This window comes from Longimicrobium sp. (assembly GCF_036399255.1).
Lineage (GTDB): Bacteria > Gemmatimonadota > Gemmatimonadetes > Longimicrobiales > Longimicrobiaceae > Longimicrobium.
In genome coordinates, this window is record NZ_DASWNM010000105.1 from 21,476 (window position 1) to 46,108 (window position 24,633).

22 protein-coding genes are annotated in these 24,633 nt (G+C 68.9%); 8 read left to right on the top strand and 14 right to left on the bottom strand.

From position 1 onward, the window contains the following. Positions 1–14 precede the first annotated feature (14 nt). From VGC13_RS19465 to VGC13_RS19475, 3 genes are read right to left on the bottom strand one after another with little or no spacing between them, the layout of a single operon-like run. Positions 15–917 carry a hypothetical protein gene (locus tag VGC13_RS19465; protein ID WP_331126951.1) on the bottom strand — a complete coding sequence of 301 codons (903 nt, stop codon included), beginning with the start codon at positions 915–917 and terminating at the stop codon, positions 15–17. Then, positions 917–1,843: an ABC transporter ATP-binding protein gene (locus tag VGC13_RS19470; RefSeq protein WP_331126952.1), complete on the bottom strand. Its 927-nt coding sequence runs from the start codon at positions 1,841–1,843 to the stop codon at positions 917–919. The genes VGC13_RS19465 and VGC13_RS19470 overlap by 1 nt, the downstream gene beginning before the upstream one ends. Further along, positions 1,840–2,247 carry a GntR family transcriptional regulator gene (locus VGC13_RS19475; protein ID WP_331126953.1) on the bottom strand — a complete coding sequence of 136 codons (408 nt, stop codon included), beginning with the start codon at positions 2,245–2,247 and terminating at the stop codon, positions 1,840–1,842. The genes VGC13_RS19470 and VGC13_RS19475 overlap by 4 nt, the downstream gene beginning before the upstream one ends. A 461-nt stretch (positions 2,248–2,708) precedes the next feature. Here VGC13_RS19475 and VGC13_RS19480 point away from each other — a divergent pair, with 461 nt between their 5' ends. Beyond that, positions 2,709–2,960 carry a hypothetical protein gene (locus VGC13_RS19480; protein ID WP_331126954.1) on the top strand — a complete coding sequence of 84 codons (252 nt, stop codon included), beginning with the start codon at positions 2,709–2,711 and terminating at the stop codon, positions 2,958–2,960. Positions 2,961–6,315: 3,355 nt separating this feature from the next. On the opposite strand, the gene VGC13_RS19485 is transcribed toward VGC13_RS19480, so the two are convergent. Then, the gene (locus VGC13_RS19485) at positions 6,316–6,564 is read right to left on the bottom strand and encodes a pinensin family lanthipeptide (protein ID WP_331126955.1); all 249 of its coding nucleotides are present in this window, start codon (positions 6,562–6,564) and stop codon (positions 6,316–6,318) included. A gap of 250 nt (positions 6,565–6,814) precedes the next feature. Here VGC13_RS19485 and VGC13_RS19490 point away from each other — a divergent pair, with 250 nt between their 5' ends. After that, entirely contained in the window at positions 6,815–7,252 is a 438-nt protein-coding gene (locus VGC13_RS19490; RefSeq protein WP_331126956.1) for an OsmC family protein, read from the top strand. Positions 7,253–7,569: 317 nt separating this feature from the next. Continuing rightward, positions 7,570–8,049 (top strand): hypothetical protein, encoded by a 480-nt coding sequence (locus tag VGC13_RS19495; protein ID WP_331126957.1) that lies wholly within the window; start codon positions 7,570–7,572, stop codon positions 8,047–8,049. 308 nt (positions 8,050–8,357) lie between these two features. Here VGC13_RS19495 and VGC13_RS19500 read toward each other — a convergent pair whose 3' ends face one another. The 5 genes from VGC13_RS19500 to VGC13_RS19520 all read right to left on the bottom strand — a co-directional run bounded on the left by VGC13_RS19500 (position 8,358) and on the right by VGC13_RS19520 (position 13,215). Beyond that, positions 8,358–8,894, bottom strand: coding sequence for a GNAT family N-acetyltransferase (locus VGC13_RS19500; protein WP_331126958.1), 537 nt, complete (start codon positions 8,892–8,894; stop codon positions 8,358–8,360). Then, positions 8,891–10,843, bottom strand: coding sequence for a PAS domain-containing sensor histidine kinase (locus tag VGC13_RS19505; RefSeq protein WP_331126959.1), 1,953 nt, complete (start codon positions 10,841–10,843; stop codon positions 8,891–8,893). Before VGC13_RS19505 ends, VGC13_RS19500 begins: the two co-directional genes overlap by 4 nt. Positions 10,844–11,045: 202 nt before the next feature. Next, positions 11,046–11,768, bottom strand: a complete 723-nt coding sequence (locus VGC13_RS19510; protein ID WP_331126960.1) for a dihydrofolate reductase family protein — start codon at positions 11,766–11,768, stop codon at positions 11,046–11,048. After that, on the bottom strand, positions 11,765–12,769 hold the full coding sequence (locus VGC13_RS19515; protein WP_331126961.1) for an aldo/keto reductase: 1,005 nt from the start codon (positions 12,767–12,769) through the stop codon (positions 11,765–11,767). The genes VGC13_RS19510 and VGC13_RS19515 overlap by 4 nt, the downstream gene beginning before the upstream one ends. Before the next feature lie 35 nt (positions 12,770–12,804). Beyond that, the gene (locus VGC13_RS19520) at positions 12,805–13,215 is read right to left on the bottom strand and encodes a (R)-mandelonitrile lyase (RefSeq protein WP_331126962.1); all 411 of its coding nucleotides are present in this window, start codon (positions 13,213–13,215) and stop codon (positions 12,805–12,807) included. 772 nt (positions 13,216–13,987) lie between these two features. On the opposite strand from VGC13_RS19520, the gene VGC13_RS19525 reads away from it, so the two are divergent. The 3 genes from VGC13_RS19525 (at position 13,988) to VGC13_RS19535 (ending at position 15,763) form a co-directional block, all read left to right on the top strand. Then, entirely contained in the window at positions 13,988–14,413 is a 426-nt protein-coding gene (locus VGC13_RS19525; protein WP_331126963.1) for a DUF3597 domain-containing protein, read from the top strand. A 30-nt stretch (positions 14,414–14,443) separates the two neighbouring features. Then, positions 14,444–15,025, top strand: a complete 582-nt coding sequence (locus tag VGC13_RS19530; protein ID WP_331126964.1) for a DUF937 domain-containing protein — start codon at positions 14,444–14,446, stop codon at positions 15,023–15,025. A gap of 210 nt (positions 15,026–15,235) precedes the next feature. After that, positions 15,236–15,763, top strand: a complete 528-nt coding sequence (locus tag VGC13_RS19535; protein ID WP_331126965.1) for a nuclear transport factor 2 family protein — start codon at positions 15,236–15,238, stop codon at positions 15,761–15,763. 163 nt (positions 15,764–15,926) lie between these two features. Here the strand turns inward: VGC13_RS19535 and VGC13_RS19540 are convergent, their stop codons facing one another. Both VGC13_RS19540 and VGC13_RS19545 read right to left on the bottom strand, forming a co-directional pair. Next, on the bottom strand, positions 15,927–16,232 hold the full coding sequence (locus VGC13_RS19540) for a hypothetical protein (protein ID WP_331126966.1): 306 nt from the start codon (positions 16,230–16,232) through the stop codon (positions 15,927–15,929). A 484-nt stretch (positions 16,233–16,716) separates the two neighbouring features. Beyond that, entirely contained in the window at positions 16,717–16,875 is a 159-nt protein-coding gene (locus VGC13_RS19545) for a hypothetical protein (RefSeq protein ID WP_331126967.1), read from the bottom strand. A gap of 378 nt (positions 16,876–17,253) precedes the next feature. Between VGC13_RS19545 and VGC13_RS19550 the strand changes: the two genes are divergently transcribed. Together VGC13_RS19550 and VGC13_RS19555 are read left to right on the top strand one after the other, a co-directional pair. Further along, positions 17,254–17,922, top strand: a complete 669-nt coding sequence (locus VGC13_RS19550; protein ID WP_331126968.1) for a YceH family protein — start codon at positions 17,254–17,256, stop codon at positions 17,920–17,922. 301 nt (positions 17,923–18,223) lie between these two features. After that, the gene (locus VGC13_RS19555; RefSeq protein ID WP_331126969.1) at positions 18,224–19,504 is read left to right on the top strand and encodes a phospholipase D-like domain-containing protein; all 1,281 of its coding nucleotides are present in this window, start codon (positions 18,224–18,226) and stop codon (positions 19,502–19,504) included. 114 nt (positions 19,505–19,618) lie between these two features. On the opposite strand, the gene VGC13_RS19560 is transcribed toward VGC13_RS19555, so the two are convergent. The 3 genes from VGC13_RS19560 to VGC13_RS19570 all read right to left on the bottom strand — a co-directional run bounded on the left by VGC13_RS19560 (position 19,619) and on the right by VGC13_RS19570 (position 24,627). Further along, the gene (locus VGC13_RS19560) at positions 19,619–20,704 is read right to left on the bottom strand and encodes a tryptophan 7-halogenase (protein WP_331126970.1); all 1,086 of its coding nucleotides are present in this window, start codon (positions 20,702–20,704) and stop codon (positions 19,619–19,621) included. Then, positions 20,701–23,679, bottom strand: coding sequence for a LodA/GoxA family CTQ-dependent oxidase (locus tag VGC13_RS19565; RefSeq protein WP_331126971.1), 2,979 nt, complete (start codon positions 23,677–23,679; stop codon positions 20,701–20,703). The genes VGC13_RS19560 and VGC13_RS19565 overlap by 4 nt, the downstream gene beginning before the upstream one ends. A 759-nt stretch (positions 23,680–24,438) precedes the next feature. Further along, positions 24,439–24,627, bottom strand: coding sequence for a LytTR family DNA-binding domain-containing protein (locus tag VGC13_RS19570; protein ID WP_331126972.1), 189 nt, complete (start codon positions 24,625–24,627; stop codon positions 24,439–24,441). Between the last annotated feature and the right edge of the window lie 6 nt (positions 24,628–24,633).

Genomic DNA, 24,633 nt, shown 5'->3' on the forward strand with positions numbered 1-24,633 from the left:
AATGCGGATGCGCGTCAGGCGCGCCGGTCTTCACGGTGGCGCGAGGCCGCCGCCCACAGCGCGGCCAGCCCCAGCGCGGTCCACAGAAGCGTGGCCCGCGCCCACTGCCCGGGGTCGGGGAGGCCGCGCCACACCACCACCATCTCCCCGGTGGTGAGGGCGGTTTCGACCTTGAGGGTCTCGGTGCTGGCGATGAGGAACGCCTCCAGCCCGTAGCGCCCGCCCACCAGCATCCCCATCAGGTGCTCGGGCAGCTGCGCCAGCCCGTCCGCGTTGGCCGCGTCGCTGGCCGTGACCATCAGAAAAACGCCGAGCACCACGCCCCCCATCCACCGGAACGGGTGCCGCACTCCCAGGGCCAGCGCGCTGCTGAGCAGGTACGTTCCGGTCGCCGCGGTAAAGGGGACCAGCCACAGCACCGGTTCCGGCCTCCACACGGCGGTGCGGATGGTCCCCGGGTCCAGCCGCGGGCCGGGCTGGGGAAAGGCGGGGATCATCTTGAGCGTCTCCGCACCCAGTACGTTGCCGCCGGAAACCAGCGTCAGCGCCAGCAGCCAGAGGACGAAGATCCCCACACCCGCCATCAGCCACACCCATCCGGCGCCGACCTTGGCGAGCGCGTGCCGGCGGCGGTCCACCGGCAGCGTCCACAGGAAGGCGGCCCCGAAGTGCGCCTCCCCCCGCCACACCACGATCGGAAGCAGAAGGCCCACCAGTCCGGGGATGATCCAGCGCTCGGGGTGAAAGTCGATCACCGTGCGCTCGTGCCCCATCTTCGCGACGGCGAACAGCAACGCCAGCGCCAGCAGTGCCCCCATGGCGGCCGCCGGGCTCCGCAGCACCAGGCCCACGGCGCGGAACTGCTCCCGCAGCACGGCGCGCGGCGGCGCGGCCGGATGAAGCGCCCACTCCGTCATCACTGCACCTCCTCGGGAAGAAAGGCCAGGGCCGCGTCTTCCAGCCCCAGCGTCGTCACCTCGCGCACCTGCGCCCCGGCCGCGGCAAGCCGCTCCGCCACCTCTCGCTCCTCGCCGATCAGCGTCATCCGCACCTCGCGCCCGGCGCTGGAGCGGCGCAGGCCGGCGGCGTCCAGGCCGGGGGGCGGCTCCCATCCCGGCGCGACCTCGGCGTGGTAGCGGCGGACGGTGCGCTGCAGCTGGTCGCGCGCCATCTGCGCCACCAGGCGGCCCTCGCGCAGCACCCCCACGTGGTCCGCCAGGCTCTCCAGCTCGTTCACGTGGTGGGTGGAGACCAGGACCGTCGTCGGCGTGTCGGCCAGGTGCTCGGCCAGCAGGGCCAGCGCGCGCCTGCGCACCACCGGGTCCAGCCCATCGGTGGGCTCGTCCAGCAGCAGCAGGGGCGGACGGTGCGCCATGGCCAGCACCAGTTGCAGCCGCCGCGACTCGCCCTTGGACAGCGTCCCCGCCCCGCGGTCCGGCCGCAGCCCCAGCGCACGGCCCAGGTGCTCCGCGTAGGCGGGGTCCCACGCCGGGTAGTAGGCCGCCGCGTGCTGCAGCAGGCGGCCGCACGTCATCCACCCGTAGCCGTGGCCCTGGTGCTCGGGGACGTAGCCCACCTGCGCCCGGACCAGGGGGCCGGAGCGCGCCGTGTCCATCCCGAACACCTGCGCGGTGCCGGCGTCCGCGCGCTCCAGGTTCATCAGCACCTTGAAGGTGGTGCTCTTTCCCGCGCCGTTGGCGCCCACCAGCACGTACACGGCGCCGTCGGGAACCCGGAAGTCCACGCCGTCCAGCGCCGTCTGGCCCCCGTACCGCTTCGACAGCCCGTGCGTGGCCACCGCAAAGGCGCCGGCCTCCGTCGAAGCCTGGTTCGCGCCGCTCATGCCTCGTCCTCCTGGTTCGCCGCGGCGGCGGGCGCGGAGGGCTCCGCCTCCTCTTCGGCCGCCACCTCGCGGATGATCTCCACCAGCTCCTCCACGTCCAGCCCGTTGCGCCGCGCCTCGAGCAGCGCCCGCCGGGCGACGCCCCGCGCATGGGCCCGGCGGTCGGGCCGGGTGCCGGGCGACACGAACGTCCCCTGCCCTCTTCGGACGTACACGACGCCCTCGCGCTCCAGCTCGCCGTACGCCTGCGACACGGTGCGCGGGTTTACCGCCAGCTCCGACGCCAGCTCGCGCACCGAGGGAAGCGGGTCCTCCGGCCGAAGGCTTCCGGTCACGAGCGCGCGCCGCACCTCGTCCATGATCTGGAGGTACAGGGGCCGCGCGTCGCGAGGATCGAGGTTCACCAGCATCGCGTCTCCGTGTAGCGGTGTTGCACACAGGTACAACACTACATCTGTACCGAGGATCAGGCAAGGGGGATGATCGGGCGGGACGATATGGGGGAGGATCGACCCGAGTCCACAAAGACTTTGGACGTACAGAGGAACAGAGTCAGACAGAGGAACCAAGATGAAATTTCAACTCGCTTTCTCTGTCTGACTCTGTTCCTCTGTACGATTATTCTTTTTTCAGGCTCTAGGATCACACGAATCCTGACACATCCTGTTGCATATCACCTCCCGCCGCGCCATACTCCAGTACCCGAAAGGATCGCCCGACAGGGGCGGCACTTCTCATCCTCCGAACACGGAGAGGTTTCATGCAACGCCGTACAGGTCTACTTGTCGCGGGACTGGTCGCAGCGCTCGCCGGCTCGGCGGGCGCGAGTCCCACGTCCCCCGCCCCGGCGCCGACGCCGGCGACCGTGAATCCCACCATCAGCCTGTACTGCCACATCGACGGCCAGACGTGCGAGGCCACCGCGTCCGGCGGCAGCGGCGAAGGGTACAGCTTCGAATGGTCGGGGCTGTTCAACGAGCAGTACGACGCCGACGGGGTCAGCGGGGGCGACATTGGCTGCTACCCCTACTGGGGATGGCGCACCATCTCCGTGACCGTCACGGACAGCAACAACGGCACGGCCTCGGCCAGCACCAACTTCTTCTGCCCCGCCTGACGCGTTCCGCGCGGACGACACGGATGAAGAGCAGACGCGGAGGCCGGCCTGCTCCGCGCCCAAACCGAAGTGCAGAAGCGGCATGAACGAGAGCGGGGCGCCACCCGAGTGGCGCCCCGCCGCAATTTCGTCCAGGGGCGGTGGCGAAGCTCGCAACCGTTGTACCCAATCTAGCCAGGCACTTCTCGTAAGCCCGGCTTTGCCCTCACAAGATTATCGAAGTTCTTCCCCCCGTTGACTCCGTGACACCACCTCCATCCCTGTCAGCAAACGCCCGCCGTGCTCCTAAAGGGGTCCAGTACACACATACGGCTGGGCGCCATACCACTATTTGACTCATAAGGGACGAAGAGATAGGTTGCCGCTCTTCTGCAACAATCTGCTGGCCGCTCCCGCTGGAACGCTCGCTTTCAGGCGCGTTCAAACTCGCCACTTGATGTACAAACCTCAAACAATCTACCGCGATAATCGAAAGGAAGCAGGAGATGGCAAGACTCGTACGGGCGGGGAGAACCGCACTGGTGGTGATGTTGTCCGTTCTCGCCGCATCCGCGTGCGCAGACGATCACGTTCTTTCACCGGCAAGCGCGCCGATCCCCCCACGCGCGGGGCTCTCGGCGGTGGAAGCAGCGTACGAACTGGTGCCCGGCGCGCCGGTACACACGGAGTGGACCGAGTACACGACCATACCGGATTCGTCGTGGATCCTCGTGGAGATAAGCGGGACCATCAGCTATTCGCGCAACCCGTATTGCTACACGCCGGGAGCGAAGGGGCACTGTGATGGACCACCGACCCCCATTGAGACGGGGGGGCCGTGGGGGCCGCTACAAGAGGGCGCGCTGGCGGGATACACCATTCAGTACGGCAGCCAGCCGGCGCCGAATTCTCCTGGGCACGGGGAGCGGCTTTACAGCCCGACCGGCAATCCCGCGAGCGAAACCGGGCGGCGACTCTTCTATAACGGGGTTGGACCGGGCAGGCTCTGGGCACGCCGTGTGGTGCACCAGACGTACGCAGGCAGCACAACAAGCGGGGTATACTGGCCCGTGTTCATCCACTCCGGCGGGCAAGTGGTGAAGGTAACGGTCGTGCCCACGCCGTTGCGCGTCGATGGGCCTTCGACCGTGCCACCGGGGGAGCCGGGCACGTGGACCGCCAGCATCGTGGGGGATTTCCGGCACCGGGCTGACAACGGCGCTGTGCCGGCAGTACAATGGGAGTTCTTTCCCGGTGACACGTTTGCGACCCACAATCGTTTCGCCCCGCGCGAGACGGTGCGGGAGTCGGTTTGCCGGGCATTGGAATGCACTTACACCCCGTACAAGAGCGGGCGCATGGTCGCATCGACGTACGTGGAGGGACAGTATGTCAATGTCGCAAGCCAGGTATTCCGTCAAGACGTGGCTGGGCTCGAACTTTCTTGCAATCGTTACAACTTGCAACGAGGTCAGAGCCTCGCGTGCACTGCGCAGGCAAAGCCAAGCGGCACTCTCGACAGCATCCGCTGGCAATTTGTCGATACTGCTGGACACGTAATCCGAGATTCGACGGGTTCCGCGTCGTGGGGAGGCACTATGGTAGCAGGGGGGAGAATCAGTGTGACGGCGCGTCTCAACGGCACCTCTGCCACGAAGGATACTGCTGTGGTGGTCCGCCCGCGCCAATGGCCGCGCCCCGCGGTGCGGCCTCATGAAGAACCCGCAACCGATCTACCTGCGCCCAATAGCGTACAGCAACCGCATGACCTCGGGGATGCGCACGTGGATAGCACGGCCAACCCACCGCTTACAACGCGCAAAATCGACTCGGGACCGAACGCGGGTTGGTGGTTCATCCCGGACCACATCCGAGAAATCCCGGTCACGGTCCACATAAACTACGCTGCATTCCAAGCCGGTAGCGCCTGGTACAACCTCCAGACCGGCGGGGCCTGGACCGATCCCACGACCGGAATCACTCACCCGAACGGGTACTGCACCCAGGCCCAGGTGCCGACGCTCCGGCGTCTGACGCGCGAACACGAGGGTTCGCTAAGTTCGTCGCTCACCTCCCACGTAGACGCCATGCGAGTGTATATTTCCAACAACGCCCCGCAAGACTCGATGGAGGCCGTAATTGCATGGGATGCGGACGTGCAGACGTTTTCGTTTGACCGGGCTGTCCGCTCGTGGTACCGCGCCTACATCCGGGGCGGGCTGGTTGGCTTCAGTGCTCCGCACAAACCAACCGGCATCGTAGATCCCGCTCCGTTTCCTTGCGCCGCTCGACCGTGGCGCTGACCCCTCGGAATAGGCATACCTCTGATGAAGAGACTACTGTTCGTGGGGGCGGTGCTCGTACCGCTCTCGGTGAACGCGCAAGCGAATCCCGATAGCATCGAACACCGCAACGACTGCCGCCTTGCCGTCCAGGTGGTAACGACCGGCAGACCGGCCGTGAAGACGGATTGGGCCATTCGCCAGATGCGCACTTGTCCGGAGGCTGCGACGGAACTGGCGACAGCGCTTCGCGCCGCGCGCACGCGCCACGACACCGTCGCACTAAACAGGCTCACTGAGCCTGCTGATTGGCTCAGGGATGGGAGCATCTTCTCTGCAGCTATGGATGTGCTGCGCGACCGCACTGCGAGCCCTGTGGCTCGCGTCTACGCTACACGCGTATTGATGTGGGCCTACGTTCCGGGTGAGGAAATCCGGTATGGGCATCTGGTGGACGTGGATGGGGACGGCGACTGGACCTGCGGGGGGTTGGGACCGAGTCTGCATGGTGAGTTGGTGCGAGCAGCGCCACTCCCCGCAGGTTGGGTGGGACAGGGACAGACGCTGGGACGCTCAATAGCCCTCGCGCCTGACGAACCTGCACCAGTTCGTCAGGCCGCAACATGCCTTGCGATGGTTATCCCGTTCCCACACGTGGGGAATCTCCCGTAAGCAAAGCCGGCGCCGGGGCGGACTGGAAGGCCTCGCTAACGGCGAGCGAGCGGGGGCTTGTCCCCCCTCAGCCCGCGATCCCGAAATTTTGCGGGGACTTTCAGTTTTTGGCGCGCGCACAAGAGCACGCCCCGCACGCCAGGTGCGGGTTGGTTGGTGCGAGTGATAACAGCCCCGCCGGGTGAGGTTGGCCCGGCGGGGCTGTCGTGGTCCTACACTGTCCGTTTTCCTTCGGCCCGCTGGCGCGGTAAACCTGCGCTTATCTCGTCAGTGGGTGGGATAGGTTCGGCGGCAAAGCAGGGCATTCGGCCTCTGGAATCCGGCCGGCTCTTTCGGAACATCAGGTTTTGCAGGGGTTTTCGGCTTCCGCGCGGATTCCTCCGCTGACTCCTTGTGAGCCCATTCTTCTTCAGGATCCGGTATTACGGGTCCAGACCGTCGCACTCGCAGGTGAAGTCACAGCTGTTCAGACACGAGTTGGCGCAGGTGCCCTGGCAGGTGTAGGCGCAGCTGTCCGGACACGTCGCGTCGCACGAGCCTCCACACGAGAACGGGCACGTGCCGTTGAGCGAGTAGTGTCCCTGGACGGTGCCGCGGCGGTCCGCCTGCGTAAACGACGTTTCGAACGACTCCACGCGCAGCTCGTCGAACTTCAGCGTCAGCTTCTTCATGAGGGCGTCTCCTAAAGGCCGTGTGCTCGGATGCGTCAGCCTCGGTGTGCCGCACCTCGCGCGAAGTCATGGTACACCATGGAGCGACGCGATCCAAGGGTGGAGTGGCCAGGGGGAAGATTCTCGTCCAGGGCTCCGGGGCCCGGAGCCGCGGGAGCGCCTTTTGCCCGCGGGTTCGTCCGCCCGGCCAGACCGGGGCTGCATCCCTGGGGTGCGGGCGACAAACCAGCCAATTGCGGGGAGACGACAGATGCTGAGGCGCAGAGGCAGTGCGGTGTGGAACGGGACGGGTGCCGAGGGGTCGGGGACGGTGAGCACCTTCAGCGGGGCGCTGAAGGACCAGCCGTATTCCACGGCCATGCGGTTCGGGAGCGAGGACGGCCGGGCGGGCACCAACCCCGAAGAGCTGATCGCGGCGGCGCACGCAGCGTGCTTCAACATGGCGCTCAGCTTTCAGCTCACCGGCGCCGGCTTTCCCCCGGACGAGCTGAGCACCCAGGCCGTCCTGACGATGGAGAGCGAGGGCGTGCACTGGACGATCACGGCCATCCGCCTGGAGCTCCGCGGCAAGGTTCCGGACATCTCGGCGGAGCAGTTCCAGGAGCTGGCCGCGGCGGCAAAGGCCAGCTGCCCGGTTTCCAAGGTGCTGAACGCCGAGATCACCCTCGACGCCCAGCTCGCGTCCTGACGCCCCACAACTGATTTGCCTCACACAGAGTCAGCAGAGGCAGCAGAGGACAAGCCCCCTGCCGGCCCTGCTGGCTTCTGGTGTGATCCCAGATCCTGGAAAAGGATGATCGTACAGAGGAACAGGGTCAGACAGAGAAAGCGAGCTGAAACATCCTGGTTCCTCTGTCTGACTCTGTTCCTCCGTACTCGTGAAGGTGTTGTTTTCCCGGATTCGGTGTGAGACAACCTTGTCGCGCGGCGGGTGGACGGCGACGTTGATTGCGGGCTCCGCCTCTGGAGCCGGATCATCACGCACCTTTCCAGGGAAGAAGCCTCGTGCAGCGTGGCGAGCGGTTGCTTGTGTTCGGCGGGGCGCTCACGGGGGCGGCGTCACTGCTGCACGTGGGGATCATTCTCGGCGGCCCGGACTGGTACCGGTTCTTCGGCGCGGGCGAACGCATGGCGTGGCTCGCGGCGCGTGGGTCCCCCTACCCCGCGGTCATCACCGCCGGCATCGCCATCGTCCTCGGGATATGGGCGCTGTATGCGTTCTCCGGCGCGGAGGTGATTCGGCGCCTGCCCTTTTTGCGCGCGGTGCTCGTGGCGATCGCGGCGATCTACCTGGCCCGCGGGATTCTCGGCATCCCCCTGGTTCTGATGGTGGATGACCCGTACGCGAACCAGTTGCGGGCGAAGATGACGTTCATGGTCGTCAGCTCGGCGGTCTGCATCGTCCTGGGCCTCTGCTACGCGTTCGGCGCCGCGTCCGCAAAAAGACGGGGCCTCACACGGAGTCAACGGAGTCAACGGAGTTAACGGAGTTAACGGAGTTTTCTCGTGCCGTTTCCTCTGCTCCAACGATCCGGAGCCAGGTTCACGCAAGCGGACGGCATGGCGCGCTGGTCGACGAGGCACGAGCCGGCGTGAGGAGTCGGGAACGCGAGAGGGATGGAATGCGGCAGGGTGCCATCCGCGTTTTTTGATGGGGATGGATGCGCATTGCCGGAAGCTCTCGGCAGCACACGAGAGCAAGCGGTCCGCACCACCTGATGCGCGATCTTGAGAACCGTCCGAGCACTCCACAACCGAGGCGACGAGCGCGATCGCGGACGGAAACCGGTACGTCAGGACGCGTCGCCGTCCAGCTCGCGGGTCATCTCGATCATCGTGCGGCGGAAGCCGGCGCGGGCGAACAGGCGCTGCGCGTTCTCGTTGCGCTCCGCCGTGGAGAGCACGACGCGGGGGGCGCCGCGAGCCCGCAGCTCCGCCACCGTCGCCTCCAGCAGCATCCGCCCCACGCCCCGCGCGCGATGGGCGGGATCGACCACGACGTCGTACAGCACGCCCGCCGGCCCGCGCAGCGCCATGTAGTCCGTCCCCTCCACGCCCGCGTAGGTGTAGCCGAGCACCTCGCCCTCCTGCTCGGCGACCAGGACGACGACGTTCGGCTCCTGCAGCTGCCCGCCCAGGAACGACGCGTACAATTGCTCCGTCCGCGGCACGGGCGCGATGAAGCGCTGCGGATCGAAGCCGTGGTGCACGCGGACGAGCAGCGCGCCCAGCCGGCCCAGCGCCGGGAGATCCGCGGGCGTCGCGGGGCGGACGGCGAGGCCGGGAACGTCCGGGGGCTGCGTGGAAGCTCCGGTGTGTGCCCCGGTCATTGCTGCGCGTCCGCGGCGGACCGGGGCAGGCGGAGCGTGAAGGTGCTTCCCTCGCCGGGGGTGCTCTCCACGTCCAGCTCCGCGCCCATGCCGCGCGCAAGGTCGCGGCTGATGGCCAGCCCCAGCCCCGTCCCGTCCGCCGTGCGCGTAAGGTCCGCGCGCACCTGTACGAAGGGCTCGAAGATGGTTTGCAGCTTCTCCGGCGGAATGCCCATGCCGGTGTCGCGGACGGTCAGGTGGACGAGGTCTCCGTGCGCCTCGCACGCGAGGTCGATGAGGCCGCCCCGGTCGGTGAACTTTACGGCGTTGCTCACCAGGTTGATCAGGATCTGGCGCAGCTTCTCGCCGTCCGCACGGGCCGCCAGGCCGGGCGGGCACCCGCCGACCGCCAGGTGGAGCCCCTTGGCACGCACCTGCGGCTCCACCAGCCCCTCCACGCCGGCCAGAAGGTCGCGCACGCGCACGTCGCCCACGTCGAAGTGCACGCTGCCGCTTTCCAGCTTGGCGTAGTTCAGCACCTCGTTGATCAGCCCCAGCAGGTGCTGCTGGCTGAGCTGAATGCGGCCGAGCGCATGGCACTGCGCCGGGGTCACCGGGCCGTGGATCCCCATCTCCAGCAGCTCGGCGTAGCCGCTGATGGCGTTGAGCGGCGTCCGCAGCTCGTGCGACATCACCGCCAGGAACTCGCTCTTGGTCCGGTTGGCGGCCTCGGCGGTTTCCTTGGCCTCGCGCAGCGCCCCCTCGAACTCCTTCTGGTCCGTGATGTCGCGTACCACGCCCACCAGCCGGACCGGCGCACCCGACGCGCCGGTGACGGTCTCGCCGCGCCCGGTGATCCAGCGCACCGCCCCGTCCGTGCGGCGGATGCGGCAGGTGAAGTCCCACGGCTCCGACGCGCGGAGCGACGCGGCAAAGCTCCCCTCCACCTGCTCCCGGTCTTCCGCGAGCACGTGCTCCAGGAACGTCCGGTAGCTCCACTCCGGGAGCGCCGTGCCGTAGCCGAAGAGCTGGTCGTGCCGGGGGTCGCGCCACACCTTGCCCGTCCGCAGGTCCAGCTCCCACACGCCCAGCTCCGCCACCGAGACGGCGAACCGGAGCTTGGCTTCGCTCTCGTGCAGCGCCCCCCGCGCCGCGTCGGCCTCCGCCCGCGCGGCCTCGCTCTGCGCCAGCGCCTCCTCCACCTCGCGCCGGGCGCGGACCTGATCGGTCACGTCGAGCGAGTAGTTCAGCACCCCCACCACCCTTCCCTGGCCGTCGCGCACCGGCTGGTAGCGCAGGTCGAACCAGGTGTCCTCCACGCCCGTGCCCCGGCGGTCGTAGCGGACGTGCGTTTCGTACGCCACCCACGGCTCTCCCGTGGCGTACACCTGGTCGAACCGGTCCAGGATGCCGTGGCCCGCAAGCTCGGGAAAGGCCTCGCGCGGCGTGGTTCCCGTCACGTCCCGGCCGCCGCTGATCCGCCGGAACGCGTCGTTCACGATGGCGAAGCGGTGGTCGGGGCCCATGTGCAGCGCCACCGGCGCCGGCATCTCCAGGATGATGGACCGCAGCCGCTCGCGCTCCGCCGCCAGCGCGGCCTCGGTGCGCTTGCGCGGGGTGATGTCGATGTACTGCTCCACGCGTCCGCCGGCTGCGGGCCCCGTGGGGATGGGATGGCTCCAGTGGTGCAGCCATCGCTCCTGGCGCCCCTCTCCCGGCAGCACGTGGCAGTCGAACGCCTGCTCGTAGCTGTTCGTCTCGTACGCGCCCAGGACGCGGCGGGCAAAATCCTCCGGGTCCGCGAAGATGTGCTGAATGCGCTCGCGCACCAGCTGCCGCTTGTCCCGGCCCAGAACCTCGCCGGGCGCCATCCCGAAAAAGCGGCTGGCGCTTTCGTTGACCCACGCCACGCGCAGCTCGCGGTTGAGAATGAAGAACGCCGTCGGCGAGGCCCGGAGAACGTCCTCCATGGGAGCCGCAATGCGCCACGCATCTTCGGGAGGGGATGGGGGCGTGTCTCCAGACGGCGAATCGTTCACGGCGTCCTGCGGACCTCGGGGGTGGAGCGACGATGACCGTCGGCGGGCGACGCGCACCATCATCGATGGGAGGCCCGGGCCGGTGCACACACTGTACCGGCCACGCGCCACGGCTTGCCGCGGGCGCCGCGGGCTAGCGGCTCTCGCCCCGCGCCTCCACGCGGTAGCGCAGCCACAGCACGTCGTCGGCGCGGCGCTCCACCGCCTCCAGCGCCAGCCGGTAGCGGGGCGCGTCGTCCTCGTCGAAGTCGAAGACTGCGGGCGTCCCCATCCGCCCGTCCACCACCGGCGCGACCAGCACGCTCACCTCGTCGACCAGCCCCGTGCGCAGCATTCCGCCGTTGATCCGCCCGCCGCCCTCCAGCATCAGCGTGCGCACGCCGAACCGGTCGTGGATCTTCTCCAGAGCCAGCGAAAGATCGACGTCGCGCGCGCCGGCCAGCAGGTACGACACGCCGCGCCCGCGCAGGAACGCCAGGTACTCGTCCGACACGCGCTCCGAGAGGACGGCGACCACGTGGTCGCCGTCGATGTCGCTGGTGTCCCACGCCAGGCGCCCGCTGGAATCCACCGCAAAGGCGAACGACTCGTGCTCGCCCGGCGCGCGAAAGTCCTCGCGCGGCGCGCCGTGGTGCTCGCGCGCGATCTCGTCGTCGCCGCGCAGACCCTGCGCAAAGTGCTCCTCCATGGTCACGCGGCCGCAAATCCACGCGTCGGGCGCGTAGCCCTCGTGCACCACCTCGTACTGCCGCCGCCCCTCGTCCGAGAGCGGCCACCCGTCGGTCAGGATGCGCCCGTCGAGCGACGAGATCATGTGGCAGATGACGCGCGGGCGGCGCGATGGGGGCGCGCTCATCGGTCCACCGTCGCCATCTGCCTGGCTCCGTAGCGGGGTCCGCTGATCTTTTCCGGCGCCAGCGCCTCGTCCAGCGCGGCCATCTCCTCGCCCGTCAGGCGGACGTCCGCCGCGGCGACGTTCTCCTCCAGGTACCTCCGCCGCTTGGTGCCGGGAATGGGGACGATGTCCGGGCCCTTGTGCAGCAGCCAGGCTAGCGCGATCTGCCCCGGCGCCACGCCCCTGCTCGCGGCCAGGTCGCGCACGGCGGACGCGGCCCGCACGTTGGCGTCGAAGTTCTGGCCCTGGTAGCGCGGGTCGCCGCGGCGAAAGTCGCCCTCCGGATACTCCTCGGCGCGCTTCACGTCGCCCGTGAGGAAGCCGCGGCCCAGCGGCGCGAACGGCACCAGGCCAATCCCCAGCTCGCGCAGCAGCGGGATGATGCGCGGCTCCAGGTTGCGCTCCCACAGCGAATACTCGCTCTGCAGCGCGGAGATGGGGTGCACGGCGTGCGCGCGGCGGATCGTCTGCTCGCCCGCCTCGGACAGCCCCAGGAAGCGCACCTTTCCCTCGCGCACCAGGTCAGCCATCGCTCCGATCACGTCCTCGATGGGCACCTGCGGATCCACGCGGTGCTGGTACAGGAGGTCGATGCGGTCCGTCCGCAGCCGGCGCAGCGAGCCCTCGACGGCCTCGCGGACGTGCTCCGGCCGGCTGTCGAGGCCGTTCATCGCCCCGTTCTCGATCCGGAAGCCGAACTTGGTGGCGATGACCACGCGGTCGCGCCCGCCCGGCAGCGTCTGGAGGGCGCGGGCCAGCAGCTCCTCGTTGGCGTACGGCCCGTAGACCTCCGCCGTGTCCAGAAAGGTGCAGCCGAGATCGACTGCGCGGTGGATGGTGGCGATGGATTCGCGCTCGTCGCGCTCCTCCGCCGTGCCGTACGCCTGGCTCATCCCCATCAGCCCCAGGCCGATGGCGGAGACCGTGAGGCCCTCCGTGCCGAGGGTGCGTGTATCCAGCATGTCCAGTGTCCGTGGTAAAGGAAATCCCGTGTGGATCAGCGGGCGCCCGGCCCGGCCCCGTACTGCTCGTCGGCGACGTGCTCCATCCAGTCGACCGCCTTGCCGTCCAGCGCCTCCTGGATGGCGATGTGGGTCATGGCCGTGGTGGCGGTGGCGCCGTGCCAGTGCTTTTCGCCGGGCGGGAACCAGACCACGTCGCCCGGGCGGATCTCCTCGACCGGCCCGCCCTCGCGCTGCGCCCAGCCGCAGCCGGCGGTGACGATCAGCGTCTGGCCCAGCGGATGGGTGTGCCACGCGGTGCGCGCGCCCGGCTCGAAGGTGACGGCGTTGCCGGCCGCCCGCGCCGGCGCGCTGGCGCCGAACAGCGGATCGATCCGCACCGTGCCGGTAAACCACTCCGCCGGTCCTTTTGCGGAGGGCTTCGATCCGCTTCGCGTGATGTCCATTCCTCGTGCTCCTTCGTTTCGGGCGGGTATGAGCCCGGTATCCGGGTCGATGCCCGCGTCTGGCGCATGGCGCATGGCGAAGGCCGCGGCCCGCGCACCCTCCTGCTGCTGCTTCGGGACCAGCGGCCAGGTGCAACCAGCCGGCCACCCCGCCAGCATCAGGCACTGCGCCCCACCCAGCCGAGGCGTGTACAGACCGCCGCATCCGTCATGACTCCGGCACATCGTCCGATGCACCCGCCTTGCCGTCATGACGATCATCGCGCCACGCACGCGTCAGAGGGTGTTGCCACCCCCCAGCGTGATTGACTTCCTGAGGGAGGCGCCGCCCCGTAACTCGCGTGTACACTGCACCCTGGCGCCGACCGAAGGACCTCGCCAGCAGAACGACGGGGCGGGTCCCGTGCCCTGATCTGGCCCCTGCGCCACCGAGACGAGGTCCTTCGGTCGCGCGCAATCTGTAGTGTGACTTCTGGTTGGGCGTGATGCGCTCCCTCAGGAAATCACTGCTTCGCTATGGATTTGAGGATTAGCACACCCTCTCAGGAAGAGAACGTAATGGTGGGAACCCGGCCGAAACACCTGACGGTGCTTCACACCTCGATAACCGGTGCTTCACAATCCTCAAGAGGATGATGGACGCACCTGTGCACCGGGTTTGTACCGCTTCTGTCCAATCAGCATCGCTACTGGTATGTTGCGTTCAGGTGGACCGCGCAACCCGGCAATCTGCCGGGCGAGGCCTCCGCCATTTGATGAAAGGCAGGGCTCCATGAGTATCTTCGGCAAAGTGCTCCAGTCGCTCGGGCTGGGCGGCAAGGACAAGGCTCCGGCGCCGCCCGCGAACGCGCCCGCCGCGGGGAACGCACCCGCCGCGGGAAGGGCGCCCACCGGGGGCCCGGCCGCCGCGGTGGCACCGGCGCCGGTGGCGGTGTCCGTCGTGGACGTCGAGGCCCACATGGAGGGTCTCGCGGCCAAGACCGGGCACAAGGTCAACTGGCGCGAGTCCATCGTGGACCTGCTTTCGCTGCTGGGCATCGACAACAGCTATGCCGCCCGCAAGGAGCTGGCTGTGGAGCTGGGCTGCCCGCCCGCGCTCATGGACGACTCGGCGCAGATGAACATGTGGCTGCACAAGACCGTCATGGCCCGCATCGCCGCCAATGGCGGCAAGGTGCCCCAGAACCTCCTGGACTGAAGGCACTCCGACATCCGGGAGAACAGGCACATGAACCCTACGGACATTCTGGCCCAGGCGGGCGGAGCGCAGGCGGTGGCCCGGCAGCTGGGCATCAGCGAGGCCGAGGCGGCCAGCGGCGCCGCCGCGCTGCTCCCCGCCATCCTGGGCGGCTTCAAGAACCAGGCGCAGGCAAACCCCGCCGGCGTGGCGGGGCTGGGCGGCCTGCTGACCCAGCTGGGCGGCGGCGCCCTGCACGACGAGGTGGCGGGGGCGGAGCCCGCCCGGGTGGAGGCGGGCAACAACGTCCTGGGCCAGATCTTTGGGTCCAAGGACGTAAGCCGCACGGTCGCGCAGGACGCCGCGGCACGGTCCGGCCTGTCGCCCGAACTGCTCAAGCGCATGCTGCCGCTCCTGGCCATGCTGGTTACCGGCTACCTGGCCAAACAGCATGGCGGGGGCTCGCCGGGGGCCCAGGGCGGGTTGGGCGGCGTGCTGGGCGGGCTCATCGGCGGGCTGGCGGGCGGTGCAGCCGGGGGCGCGGCCTCCGGGCCAGGCTCCATGCTCGACATGGATGGTGACGGCAACGCCCTGAACGACCTTCTGAAGATGGCGGGCAAGGCGTTTCGCTAGCGCCAGTCGTCAAAAGAAGCATCCCTGCCCGGTTGAAGCCCCGGCCGCCTGTCGCGGCCGGGGCTTCGCGCATGCGGCCCGGTCGGGCGGGCCATTGGCGCCCCGTGGCGTCGCCCCGTAGCTTTCCCCCGCCCTGCCGCACGGCCGGTGCCGGCCGTCCGCTGCCCGCCTTCCAGAAGGCGGATCCGTTTCCTCCGCACACGCACGCACATGCGCAGACTTCACGTCGTTCTCCTGCTGCTTCCGCTGCTCGCCGCCTGCCAGCCGCAGACGTCCCCCGCCGCGGCCCCGTCCACGGCCGCGATGGAGGGCGCGCGCGAAACCACGGAGCAGGAGCGCGCCGCGGTGCTCGCGGCCATCCAGAGCTTCATGGACGCGCTGCGCACCAAGGACACCGCGGCGCTCAGCCAGCACGTGGACTCGCTCACGCGCATCACGCTGCTCCGGCCCACGCGCGAGGGCGGAACGCGCGTGGTGGTGATGACCGGCGCCGAGTTCATCCGCGTCGCCACGCAGCCCAACCAGCCCGGGATCGACGAGCCCATCCGCAACGTCGTGGTCCACGTGAGCGGCGACCTGGCCAGCGTATGGGCCGAGTACCAGGTCCGCCGCGACACCACGGTTACGCACTGCGGCTTCGACGCCTTTCACCTGTCCCGCCGCGACGGACGCTGGAAGTTCCTGAACGTCAGCGACACCTTCCAGACGACGGGGTGCGGCCCCGCCTGGCCCCGCTGACTGCACGTTCGCCGTGAGGCAGGTGCCTGGACGCAACCGGCCAGCATCACCGGCTGAACACATTCCGTTTTTGAAAACAGCGGGGCGCCCCGGCATGGGGCGCCCCGTTTCGTTCGTCGTTCGTGATCGGACCCGAGTCAGCGGGGTAAGCGAAGTGGTAGCCTCAGCCGCATTCTGCGGCGCACGTGTTGGCGGCAGGATCACAGCTCCAGTTGCAGCTCACATCGTGTTTATAGCCCTGGCAGGTGGCATAGTAGGCACAGGTAGCTACATGCCAGGTGAACTCCGGTTCGCAGATCTGCGTACAGTATCCGCTGTCACCACCGCATAGACCAAAGCAGATCGTCATTTCAGTATAGTCGGTAGCGTTGTGGCCCAGCACGGTCCCGCGTACGTCACGTGCTTCGGTCACGGAGAACGACTCAACCGACAGATCCTCGACACTGAGCTTGAGCTTATTTTCGGTCATGAACCTAGGAGTGGAAGAAGGTGAATTGTGACGAGCTGACGCGTGGCTACCAAACGGCTCCAAATACGCGGCAAGGAGAAAGTACGGTTCACCATCGTCTTCTGCAATCTCCCGCCTCCAATCACCTCACCCTGCCTGCGGCGCTACGCGTCACCGATGGTGCCGTCGGCGCGCAGGGCCAGGCCCACCACCGCCCGCCAGTTGGTGCGCAGGTCGCGCGGCGAGGCGTCGAAGGCGGCGTCCACCAGCACGGGCCGCCACCCTCCCCTCGTGTCTGCTGGCTCTGTGTGATACCAAAATGAGAAACAACACTTTCAGGGTACAGAGGAACAGAGTCAGACAGAGGAGCCAAGATGATCGCTTTCTCTGTCTGACTCTGTTCCTCTGTACGATCATTCTTTTCCAGGATCTGGTATGAGACTTAAGTTCTTTCTGCAGTCCGGCCCCGCACCTCGATTCCAGGTGCGGGGCCGGTCCGCGTACGTCAGTAGCAGAGGACGTTGCGGGTGTACGGGCACTCCGGGCAGGTGTACGGCAGGCAGAGGGTGGGGCCCGGTGTCATTCCGCTCTCCTCCATGACCAGGTTCTGGACGGGAAACGACTCCACGCGCAGGTGCTCCGGCGTCAGCTTCAGCCTGTTCATCTTCGTCCCTCCGGTTGCGAGATGGCCGCGATGCCTGGCCGCCCACGCCTGCCGCGGTCCCGGCGGCCTCTGGTCGTAAGTGGTTGCCGCGGCGCGATCTCGCCCTGCATCAATGCGCGTGCCACCGGCTGCATCCCAGAGTGGTTTTCCCTGCTCCCTCTTCCCCAAGCGTATTCCTTGCCGGGCCGCGAGGCTGGTGCGACGTCCGCCCTCGCCCCGTGCGAATCCGGGTTCGCGCGCTGTTCCACGCGACGGCGAGCGCGGAGTGCGTGAGGCGGCGCCCCCGGCACGATCCGCGCAATCCCGGAGACTGCGCGGCGAGCGGCACCGCTCACTGCGCGGCTCCCGGATGCACGTACGGACACAGGAGGCTGATCGGTGAACCCCCCGCTCACGGATGTCGAAGTGCGTATCCTCGGCGCGCTGCTGGAGAAGGAGGTCGCGACGCCGGACTACTATCCGCTTTCGCTGAACGCGCTCTTGGCGGCGTGCAACCAGACGACCAGCCGCGAGCCGATCATGCGGCTGGACGAGGATGCGGTAATCCCGGCGACGGTCGCGCTGCGCCGCCGCGGACTGCTGCGGCAGATCCAGCGGGCGGGCTCGCGGGTGACCAAGTTCGAGCACCGGCTGGACGAAGACCTGAGGCTCGTCCGGCCCGAGCTCGCGGTGCTGGGTGTGCTCATGTTGCGAGGGCCGCAGACGCCGGGCGAGCTGTACGCCCGCACCGAGCGGCTGCACCCGTTCGCGGACCTCGCTGCCCTGGAGGCGATGCTGGAGTCGCTCATCACGCGGGAGCCGGAGCCGCTCGTCGCGCGGCTCCCCCGCCGGCCGGGGCAGAAGGAAGTCCGCTACGCGCACCTGCTGAGCGGCGAGCCGACGCAGGCGGAATCATCCGGGACGACGGAAGAACCAGCCATCCCCACCCGCCGCGCCGGCGTGGGGGACGACCGCGTCGCGGTGCTGGAGCAAACGGTGGAGGCGCTGCGGGCCGAGGTCGCCGCCGTCCGTGCCGAGCTCGACGCGTTCCGCGCGCAGTTCGGGTAAGAGCCTGAAAAGAGAAGGATCGTACAGAGGAACAGAGTAGACAGAGGAAGCAATCGATAGATCACCTCGCTTTCTCTGTCTGACTCTGTTCCTCTGTACCAAAAAAGGTGTTGCTTTCCCGGATTCGCGGCACGACCCTGTGTTTGCCGCGGATGGAGCGGCGGAACGGAAACGGGCTTTCGGGAGGTGGCGCGTGCGGCAGGACGGACGTGGATCCGGCATCGCTCGGCGGGGGCGGAACGGAGGGGCGCCCTCCCGGCCCGCGGAGGACGGCGGCGCGGAGGCGCAGACCGGGTATCCGTTGTGGCTGCTGTCCCTTGCCGCCGTGGGCGCGGCGGCCATCGGCGGGACGGCCATCACCCTCTTTTCGTCGCTGGGCCGCCGGCCACCGGAAACGTGGGCGACCGACGCGCCCGAGGTGGGCTCGCGGGATTTTCTGCTCAGCGTGTCGGGAATGATCAACGCGCCGCTCTCCGAGGGCGGCAGCGCCCGGCTGCTCAAGAACGGCGTCCAGATCTATCCCGCCATCCTGCGCGCGCTGCGGGAGGCCCGCGAGACCATCAACTTCATGGTCTACATCTGGGAGCCGGGCCGGGTGAGCGACGACGTGTTCGACGCGCTGGTGGAGCGCGCCCGCGCCGGCGTGCAGGTGCGCCTGGTGCTGGACGCCGTGGGCGCGATGCGCGCGCCGAAGGAGCGCATCGAGGAGCTGGAGCGGGCGGGGGGAAAGGTGGCGTGGTTCCGCACCTTCAAGTTCGGGCGGATGACGCGCTACTACCGGCGCAACCACCGCCGCGCCATCGTCGTCGACGGACGGGTGGGCTTTACGGGCGGGGCGGCCGTGGCGGACTACTGGATGGGGACGCCGGGCGAGGGCCGGTGGCGCGACAACATGGTGCAGGTGGACGGCTGCCTTGCCGGCAACCTGCAGTCCGCGTTCGCCGAGGTGTGGGCCAGCACCTGCGGCGAGATCCTGATGGGCCCGTCGTTCTTTCCCCCCGAGCCCGGCGGCGGCGACACGGGCGAATCGCTGACGTACCACCTGAACGTGACCTCGTCGCCCGCCAGCGACACCTATCCGCTGCGCCTGCTGTTCTGGAGCTCGTTCCGCTGCGCGCGAAAGCGGCTGTACGTCACCAGCGCCTACTTCGTCCCCGACCGCGACCTCCGCACGGTGCTTTGCCAGGCGGCGCGGGCGGGCGTGGACGTGCGCGTCCTGGTTCCCGACGAGCACAACGACATGCCCCCCGTGCGGCTGGCCGGCAACGCCATGTACAGCGAACTGCTGCAGGCCGGCGTGCGCATCTACGAGTACCAGGGCGCCATGCTCCACGCCAAGACGTTCGTCGTGGACGGCACGTGGAGCGTGGTGGGCTCCGCCAACATGGACATCCGCTCCCGCGAGCTGAACCTGGAGAACGTGCTGGGCATCCTGGACGAGGGATTCGCCCGCGAGATGGAGGAAACGTTCATGGAAGACCTGGAGCACGCCCGCGAGATCACGCTGGAAGACTGGGAGGGGCGGTCCGCGTGGCACCACGTGCGCGAAGCGTTCTGGGGGATGTTCGCGGAACAGTACTGACGCCGGAGTCCAGCAGGCTCTGGAAAAGAATGATCGTACAGAGGAACAGAGTCAGACAGAGAAAGCGAGATGAAACATCATCTTGCTCCTCTGTCTACTCTGTTCCTCTGTACGCTACAGGTGTTGTTTTTCCGGATTCGGGAGCCGCCGCCGCCAGAAGGGGGCGCCGGGCCAGCGCCGCTCCATCCCGTAGTACAGGGCGCGGTGGGCCACGTAGGCATCCCACACCGGGTCCAGCGCGGCCGAGTACTCCGCACCGGCGCGCGCTTCGCCGCCCAGCATCGCCAGCGCCGCCCCGCCCGCCGCCAGGCCGGTGTACAGGGCGTGGAACAGCCCCTGGGAAGAAAGCGGATCGAAGCACATGCTGGCGTCGCCCACCGCCAGCCACCCGTCGCCCCCCGCGGCGCCCGGCCGCGCGCCATGGGCGGCACACGTCCGCACGGGACCCGGCCGCCCCGTGTCCGCGCCGGACAGCTCCGCGGCCAGGGACGGGAGCGCCAGGGCCCGCTCCAGCAGCCGCCGGTGCACGCCCGCCGCGCGAAGCAGGTCGGCGTCGGTGTGAAACGCCAGCAGGCGGCGCCCGCCGGGAAGGGGCGCCGTGTACCACCAGCCGTCCGGCTCGCTTTCCACGTAGGTGACGGCCTGCGCCGGCCGCACCAGTGGAAGGTGCGTCCACACGCAGACCAGCCGGTCCTGCGCGGCGGGGCGCCCCGCCTGCTCCCGCAGCAGCCGCGAGCCGCGGCCGCCCGCGTCGACCAGCAGCGGCGCGGCGACCCGCACCGCGCCGGCCTCCACGGTCCATTCCTCCCCCGCCCTGGCCACGCGGGCCGCGGCGGGCGCCACCAGCCGCGCGCCGCGGCCGGCCGCCTCGGCGCGCAGCCGCGCCTCGAAGCGGCGGCGGTCCAGCCGCACCCCCGGGCCGGCCGGATCGGCCAGGGCGTCCAGCTCGGCCGGCTGGGCCGCGCCCCACACGCTGCGCCGCGCCCACACCGGCTCGTGGCCGTCGGCCATGACCGCCTCGGCGTCCAGCCCCAGCCCGGCCAGGAGCCGCCGCGCCGCGCCCGGCAGCGTTTCACCGATCCGGTCCTCCGGCTCGGCGCGCCGGTCCACCAACACGACCCGCGCCCGCCCCGCCAGCGCGAGCGCCGCCGCCGCGCCGGCCGGGCCCGCGCCGACGACGGCGACGTCCGCCTCGATCACCGTCCGCGCAGCAGCCCGTTGGGAAAGCGGTTCACCTTTTCGATGCCGCTCAGGTCCACGTCCGCCGCCGAGGCGCCGGCCCCCACGCGCACGCCCACGGCGCTGCCCGACGGCCGCCCGGCCCCGCGCGCCGTCGTCATCACCGCCGGGTTCAGCGCCGCGTCGTCGGGATCGCTCGCCTCGTCCGGGTTGATGAGGACGTAGCGGTCTTCGATCTCGATCTGCGCCGGGAACGCCCCGTCGTCGGGCCCGGGGTGCACCTCGACCACGCCCAGGTCGTCGAAGTGGCGGATCATGTTGTTGATCTGCGTCGTGTAGTCCACCGTCCCCAGCGGCTCGATCCAGGCGGCGCGGTTGGCGAACGCCTTGCGGCGCTCGCTCATGGGCCGGCTGGTGTCGACCACGATGTCGTAGTTCTCCTTGGTGAGCACCTGGTTGGGCACCCGCGCCGGCCAGAAGCTGGGCACGTACGGGTCGTAGCTGGGCTGGTAGCCGGACCGGCAGCTGGCCGTGTCGGTCTGCCAGGGCACCGCCATCCACCGCGTGATGCTCCCCGGCTCCTGCGCGGTGAGCGGCCCGTTGGGGATGGTGACGCCGTCGGAGGTGAGCACCGTGCCCAGGGTGGGCGGCACCCAGCCCGGGCGGGCGTGCAGAAAGCGGAACGGCTCGGAGTACATGGTCGACGTACGCACCGGCCAGGTCATCTCGCACCCGGGGTGAAAGGCGTCGGCCAGGCAGAACTCCAGGGCGGCGCGCGTGAGCATGTGTCCCTGCTCGGCCAGCGGCACGTCGTCGAGGGTGCGCGGCGGCGTGCGGGCCGGGTCGTAGTCGGCCTCGAAGCGGCCGGCCGCCCACTGGTCCAGCATGGCCAGCTGGCACTCGGACAGCTCCACGTTCTGGCGGGGCGAATCCACCGGCGGAATGTTCATGGCGTCGCCGTACAGCCAGGGCCAGGGCTTGGGCGAGGCGCCGTCCACGTGGTACCGGCGAAAGCTGTTGGAGACGGTGCGCCGCAGCTCGCGCTCGGCCGGGCCGTTGCTGCCGAGCCGGGCCAGCGCCTCGGGCGAGGTGAGGTCGAAGGTGCCCTCCCAGCCAAAGCCGGCGGCAAAGCCCGCGTTCACCCACTGCAGCCCGGCCAGCCGCTCGAACAGGGGGAGGATGTCATACGTAAAGGACGGCCGCTCCGGCGCCGCCAGCATCCCCGCCTGGATGGCCACGTCGCGCATCAGGTCCCACATCGTCCGCACCGACTTGCGCTGGGGCCCGTAGTTGGGCGGCGCCACCACCACCCAGGCCGGCACCACCTCCAGCGGCTCGCCGTCCAGCGTGACCCGCGCGGTCACCGGTCCGTCCGACACGTCGTCGTGCCACCCCTCGTTGTTGGCGAAGGTGATGGCGTGGCTGCCGTCGTACGAGGCGCTGACGCCGTGCCCGCCCAGCACCACCAGCCGCCCCGCCTCGTCGGTCAGGATCTCGCCCAGGTACACCTTTTTCCCCATGAACTCGCCGTCGTCGAAGCGCTGGGGCCTGGCGCCGGCGCCCGAGACGGTACGCGCCCCGGGGGTGATGGCCAGGCGGGCGCGGTCCTCCACGTTGGGGTTGCGCAGCACCGTGGGGGGCGCGGACGCGGCCTCGGGGATGTCGAGCGCCAGCTCGAAGCCGTACCACGCCGACTTGGTGTTGGCCAGCTGCACGCCCCACTCGATCCTGGCCCCCTTGTCCCCGCCGGTCAGCTCGCGGACGATCTTTCCCAGCGCGTTGACGCCGTAGATGCGGAAGCGCGCCGCCTGCCGCTTGAGCCGCCCCTGTTCGTCGCGGTACGAGCCGGGCGGCAGCGGTTCCGGCTCGTTGACCTCGGGCCCGATGAAGTACTCGTCCGGGCTGTTCCCCACCCGCGCCACGCCGATGGACGGATAGATGACCGCCTTGACGATGCAGTCGTCGGGCGGCGGCACCGACGGGCGGGCCGGCCGGGGGTCGCGCGGGTCCGCCAGCGGCTGTCCGTTGGCCTCGTGGCGCAGCCGGGCGCCGGCGGCGTACACCTCGCGGCGCACCACGGCCACCGACGATTCCGGGGCCGGCGCGTTGACGGCCGGCACCCGCCAGATGTTGAACGACAGCCCCTGCCCGTACTCCGCCTGGCCGCGCGCGCACACGTCCTGGCGGGGAATCACCAGCCGCGCGACGGGAACGAACGGGCTGTCCTTCTCCGGCCACTCCACGGTCGCTTCGTCCAGCGGCATCCGCTTCTTGTTGGTGCGGCGCTGCACGGACAGGGTAAAGCGGTACTCCCGCTCCGCCAGCCGGTTGGCCAGGTCCACGGCCAGGTAGTCCAGCGAGTCATCGGGTACGTTCTCCGGCCGGGTCTCGGGCTCCAGGCGGTACTTCACCACCTCGCGCCCCATGCGGAAGGGAAGGATGCCCCAGTAGGTGGTGGTCAGGCAGCTCCCCTCCACCTTGTCGCTCATCCGGTTCAGGATGTCGTTGGTCCGCGGGTGCGCCGCCAGGTAGCCCGGGTAGTCCTGCTGCACGACGCCCGCGTAGGTGAACTCCACCATCTCCTGCGCGTTGTCCACGAAGAAGACGGGAAAGTTCTGCATGATGAGGTCGGCGGTGTCGCCGTCCTCGTTCAGCGCGTTCATCCCCGGCACCCCGAACAGCTTCAGGCCGATGCCCAGCGTGGAGCCCAGGTCGGGCGACATGGGCGACGTGTCGCTGGAAAAGCGCATCCACGCATCCAGCTGCTCGTACGCAAAGATCCCCACCCGCCACGGTTTGGGCATGGAGTCCAGCCGCTCCAGCCGGCCGTGCGCCACGCCGTGGAGCTTGCGGAAGACGGCGCGCTCCGCGGGCCTCTGCCCCATGCGGATGCGCTTTGCCTGCCCCATCTCGACGAACATCTCGGTCAGGCGGCGGGTGGCGTCTTCCGGCCGGTCGAAACAGGCGGGAATCGGATAATCCTTGTCCTTGTGCATCGATCCTCTCTGGGGGCGGAGATGGTGGAGAAAGGAACTGCGGAGAGCGGAAGGGGAACTTCCGGACAAGCTAGGAATTCGCTTCGCGACGCGCCAGCCCTACCTGCTACAAGCCTGCTACCGCCGGAAAGGGAGCCTGCAAAGTGCGCGCGGCGCGTCGGGAAATCACGAAAAGTCCGTCGCGGCGGATGGCGGGAGAAGAGGCTGGTGAGTGTGCTGGACGGAAGGATCTTTCCGTTCACGCGGTTCCGGGCTCTGCCCGGGAAGGGGCTCCGCGCGAGAGGAGGAAGATTCGTGGATCGGCCAGAGCGTTTGACTTCCTGAGAGTGTGTTTAGGAAGCCCCTGCGCTCGCGCCCGTATGTCATTTCGAAGGAGGCGCCACACCGCACTGTCGGCTCGCACGAACTCCTGCGCGCCGACTGAGAAATCTACTGTCTGCTGCTGGTGCCCCGTCGCAACGCTCCGGCACTGGCCCTGTCCGCCCGTGTCGTAGCCGCAAGCCAAGCACGGGCTACCGCGTCTGCCCTCCAGCAAATCCGACAGTAGATTCCTCGGCCCTGCAACCTCTGGTGTGAAAGCAGGCTACAGCGTGCCCGGGCCTCGGAATGACAGCGCTGGTGGATCTGCCTGGATGTGCAGCGTCCGATTCACCACTTCGTTGTGAGCTTGAGGGTTTAGGGATTCGGCATGAGCCGGAGAAGATTCTCCCGTGGCTGGTTACGACCAGCCGCGACCGGCAGGTGTTTTCCCGGATCGCATCATCCGGAGAAGAAGACTTTTTCCCGCAGCTGGCTGCGGTAGCCGCGGCTGCAGGTCACCTCGGTGCCGTCGTCCAGGATCACCGTGTACTCGGCGCGGGAGGGCGGCTCCACGGCGGCGATGCGCGACAGGTTGACGATCGCGGAGCGGTGAGCCTGGGACGCGGGGTTGTGCAACCGATTCGGCATCCCGTA

What these genes read in the sequence shown, in the direction of transcription:
- VGC13_RS19465 (WP_331126951.1), bottom strand. Translation starts at nt 917, where the DNA reads ATGACGGAGTGGGCGCTTCATCCGGCCGCGCCGCCGCGCGCCGTGCTG.
- VGC13_RS19470 (WP_331126952.1), bottom strand. Translation starts at nt 1,843, where the DNA reads ATGAGCGGCGCGAACCAGGCTTCGACGGAGGCCGGCGCCTTTGCGGTG.
- VGC13_RS19485 (WP_331126955.1), bottom strand. Translation starts at nt 6,564, where the DNA reads ATGAAGAAGCTGACGCTGAAGTTCGACGAGCTGCGCGTGGAGTCGTTC.
- VGC13_RS19490 (WP_331126956.1), top strand. Translation starts at nt 6,815, where the DNA reads ATGCTGAGGCGCAGAGGCAGTGCGGTGTGGAACGGGACGGGTGCCGAG.
- VGC13_RS19500 (WP_331126958.1), bottom strand. Translation starts at nt 8,894, where the DNA reads ATGACCGGGGCACACACCGGAGCTTCCACGCAGCCCCCGGACGTTCCC.
- VGC13_RS19505 (WP_331126959.1), bottom strand. Translation starts at nt 10,843, where the DNA reads ATGGAGGACGTTCTCCGGGCCTCGCCGACGGCGTTCTTCATTCTCAAC.
- VGC13_RS19510 (WP_331126960.1), bottom strand. Translation starts at nt 11,768, where the DNA reads ATGAGCGCGCCCCCATCGCGCCGCCCGCGCGTCATCTGCCACATGATC.
- VGC13_RS19515 (WP_331126961.1), bottom strand. Translation starts at nt 12,769, where the DNA reads ATGCTGGATACACGCACCCTCGGCACGGAGGGCCTCACGGTCTCCGCC.
- VGC13_RS19520 (WP_331126962.1), bottom strand. Translation starts at nt 13,215, where the DNA reads ATGGACATCACGCGAAGCGGATCGAAGCCCTCCGCAAAAGGACCGGCG.
- VGC13_RS19525 (WP_331126963.1), top strand. Translation starts at nt 13,988, where the DNA reads ATGAGTATCTTCGGCAAAGTGCTCCAGTCGCTCGGGCTGGGCGGCAAG.
- VGC13_RS19530 (WP_331126964.1), top strand. Translation starts at nt 14,444, where the DNA reads ATGAACCCTACGGACATTCTGGCCCAGGCGGGCGGAGCGCAGGCGGTG.
- VGC13_RS19535 (WP_331126965.1), top strand. Translation starts at nt 15,236, where the DNA reads ATGCGCAGACTTCACGTCGTTCTCCTGCTGCTTCCGCTGCTCGCCGCC.
- VGC13_RS19540 (WP_331126966.1), bottom strand. Translation starts at nt 16,232, where the DNA reads ATGACCGAAAATAAGCTCAAGCTCAGTGTCGAGGATCTGTCGGTTGAG.
- VGC13_RS19545 (WP_331126967.1), bottom strand. Translation starts at nt 16,875, where the DNA reads ATGAACAGGCTGAAGCTGACGCCGGAGCACCTGCGCGTGGAGTCGTTT.
- VGC13_RS19565 (WP_331126971.1), bottom strand. Translation starts at nt 23,679, where the DNA reads ATGCACAAGGACAAGGATTATCCGATTCCCGCCTGTTTCGACCGGCCG.
- VGC13_RS19570 (WP_331126972.1), bottom strand. Translation starts at nt 24,627, where the DNA reads ATGCCGAATCGGTTGCACAACCCCGCGTCCCAGGCTCACCGCTCCGCG.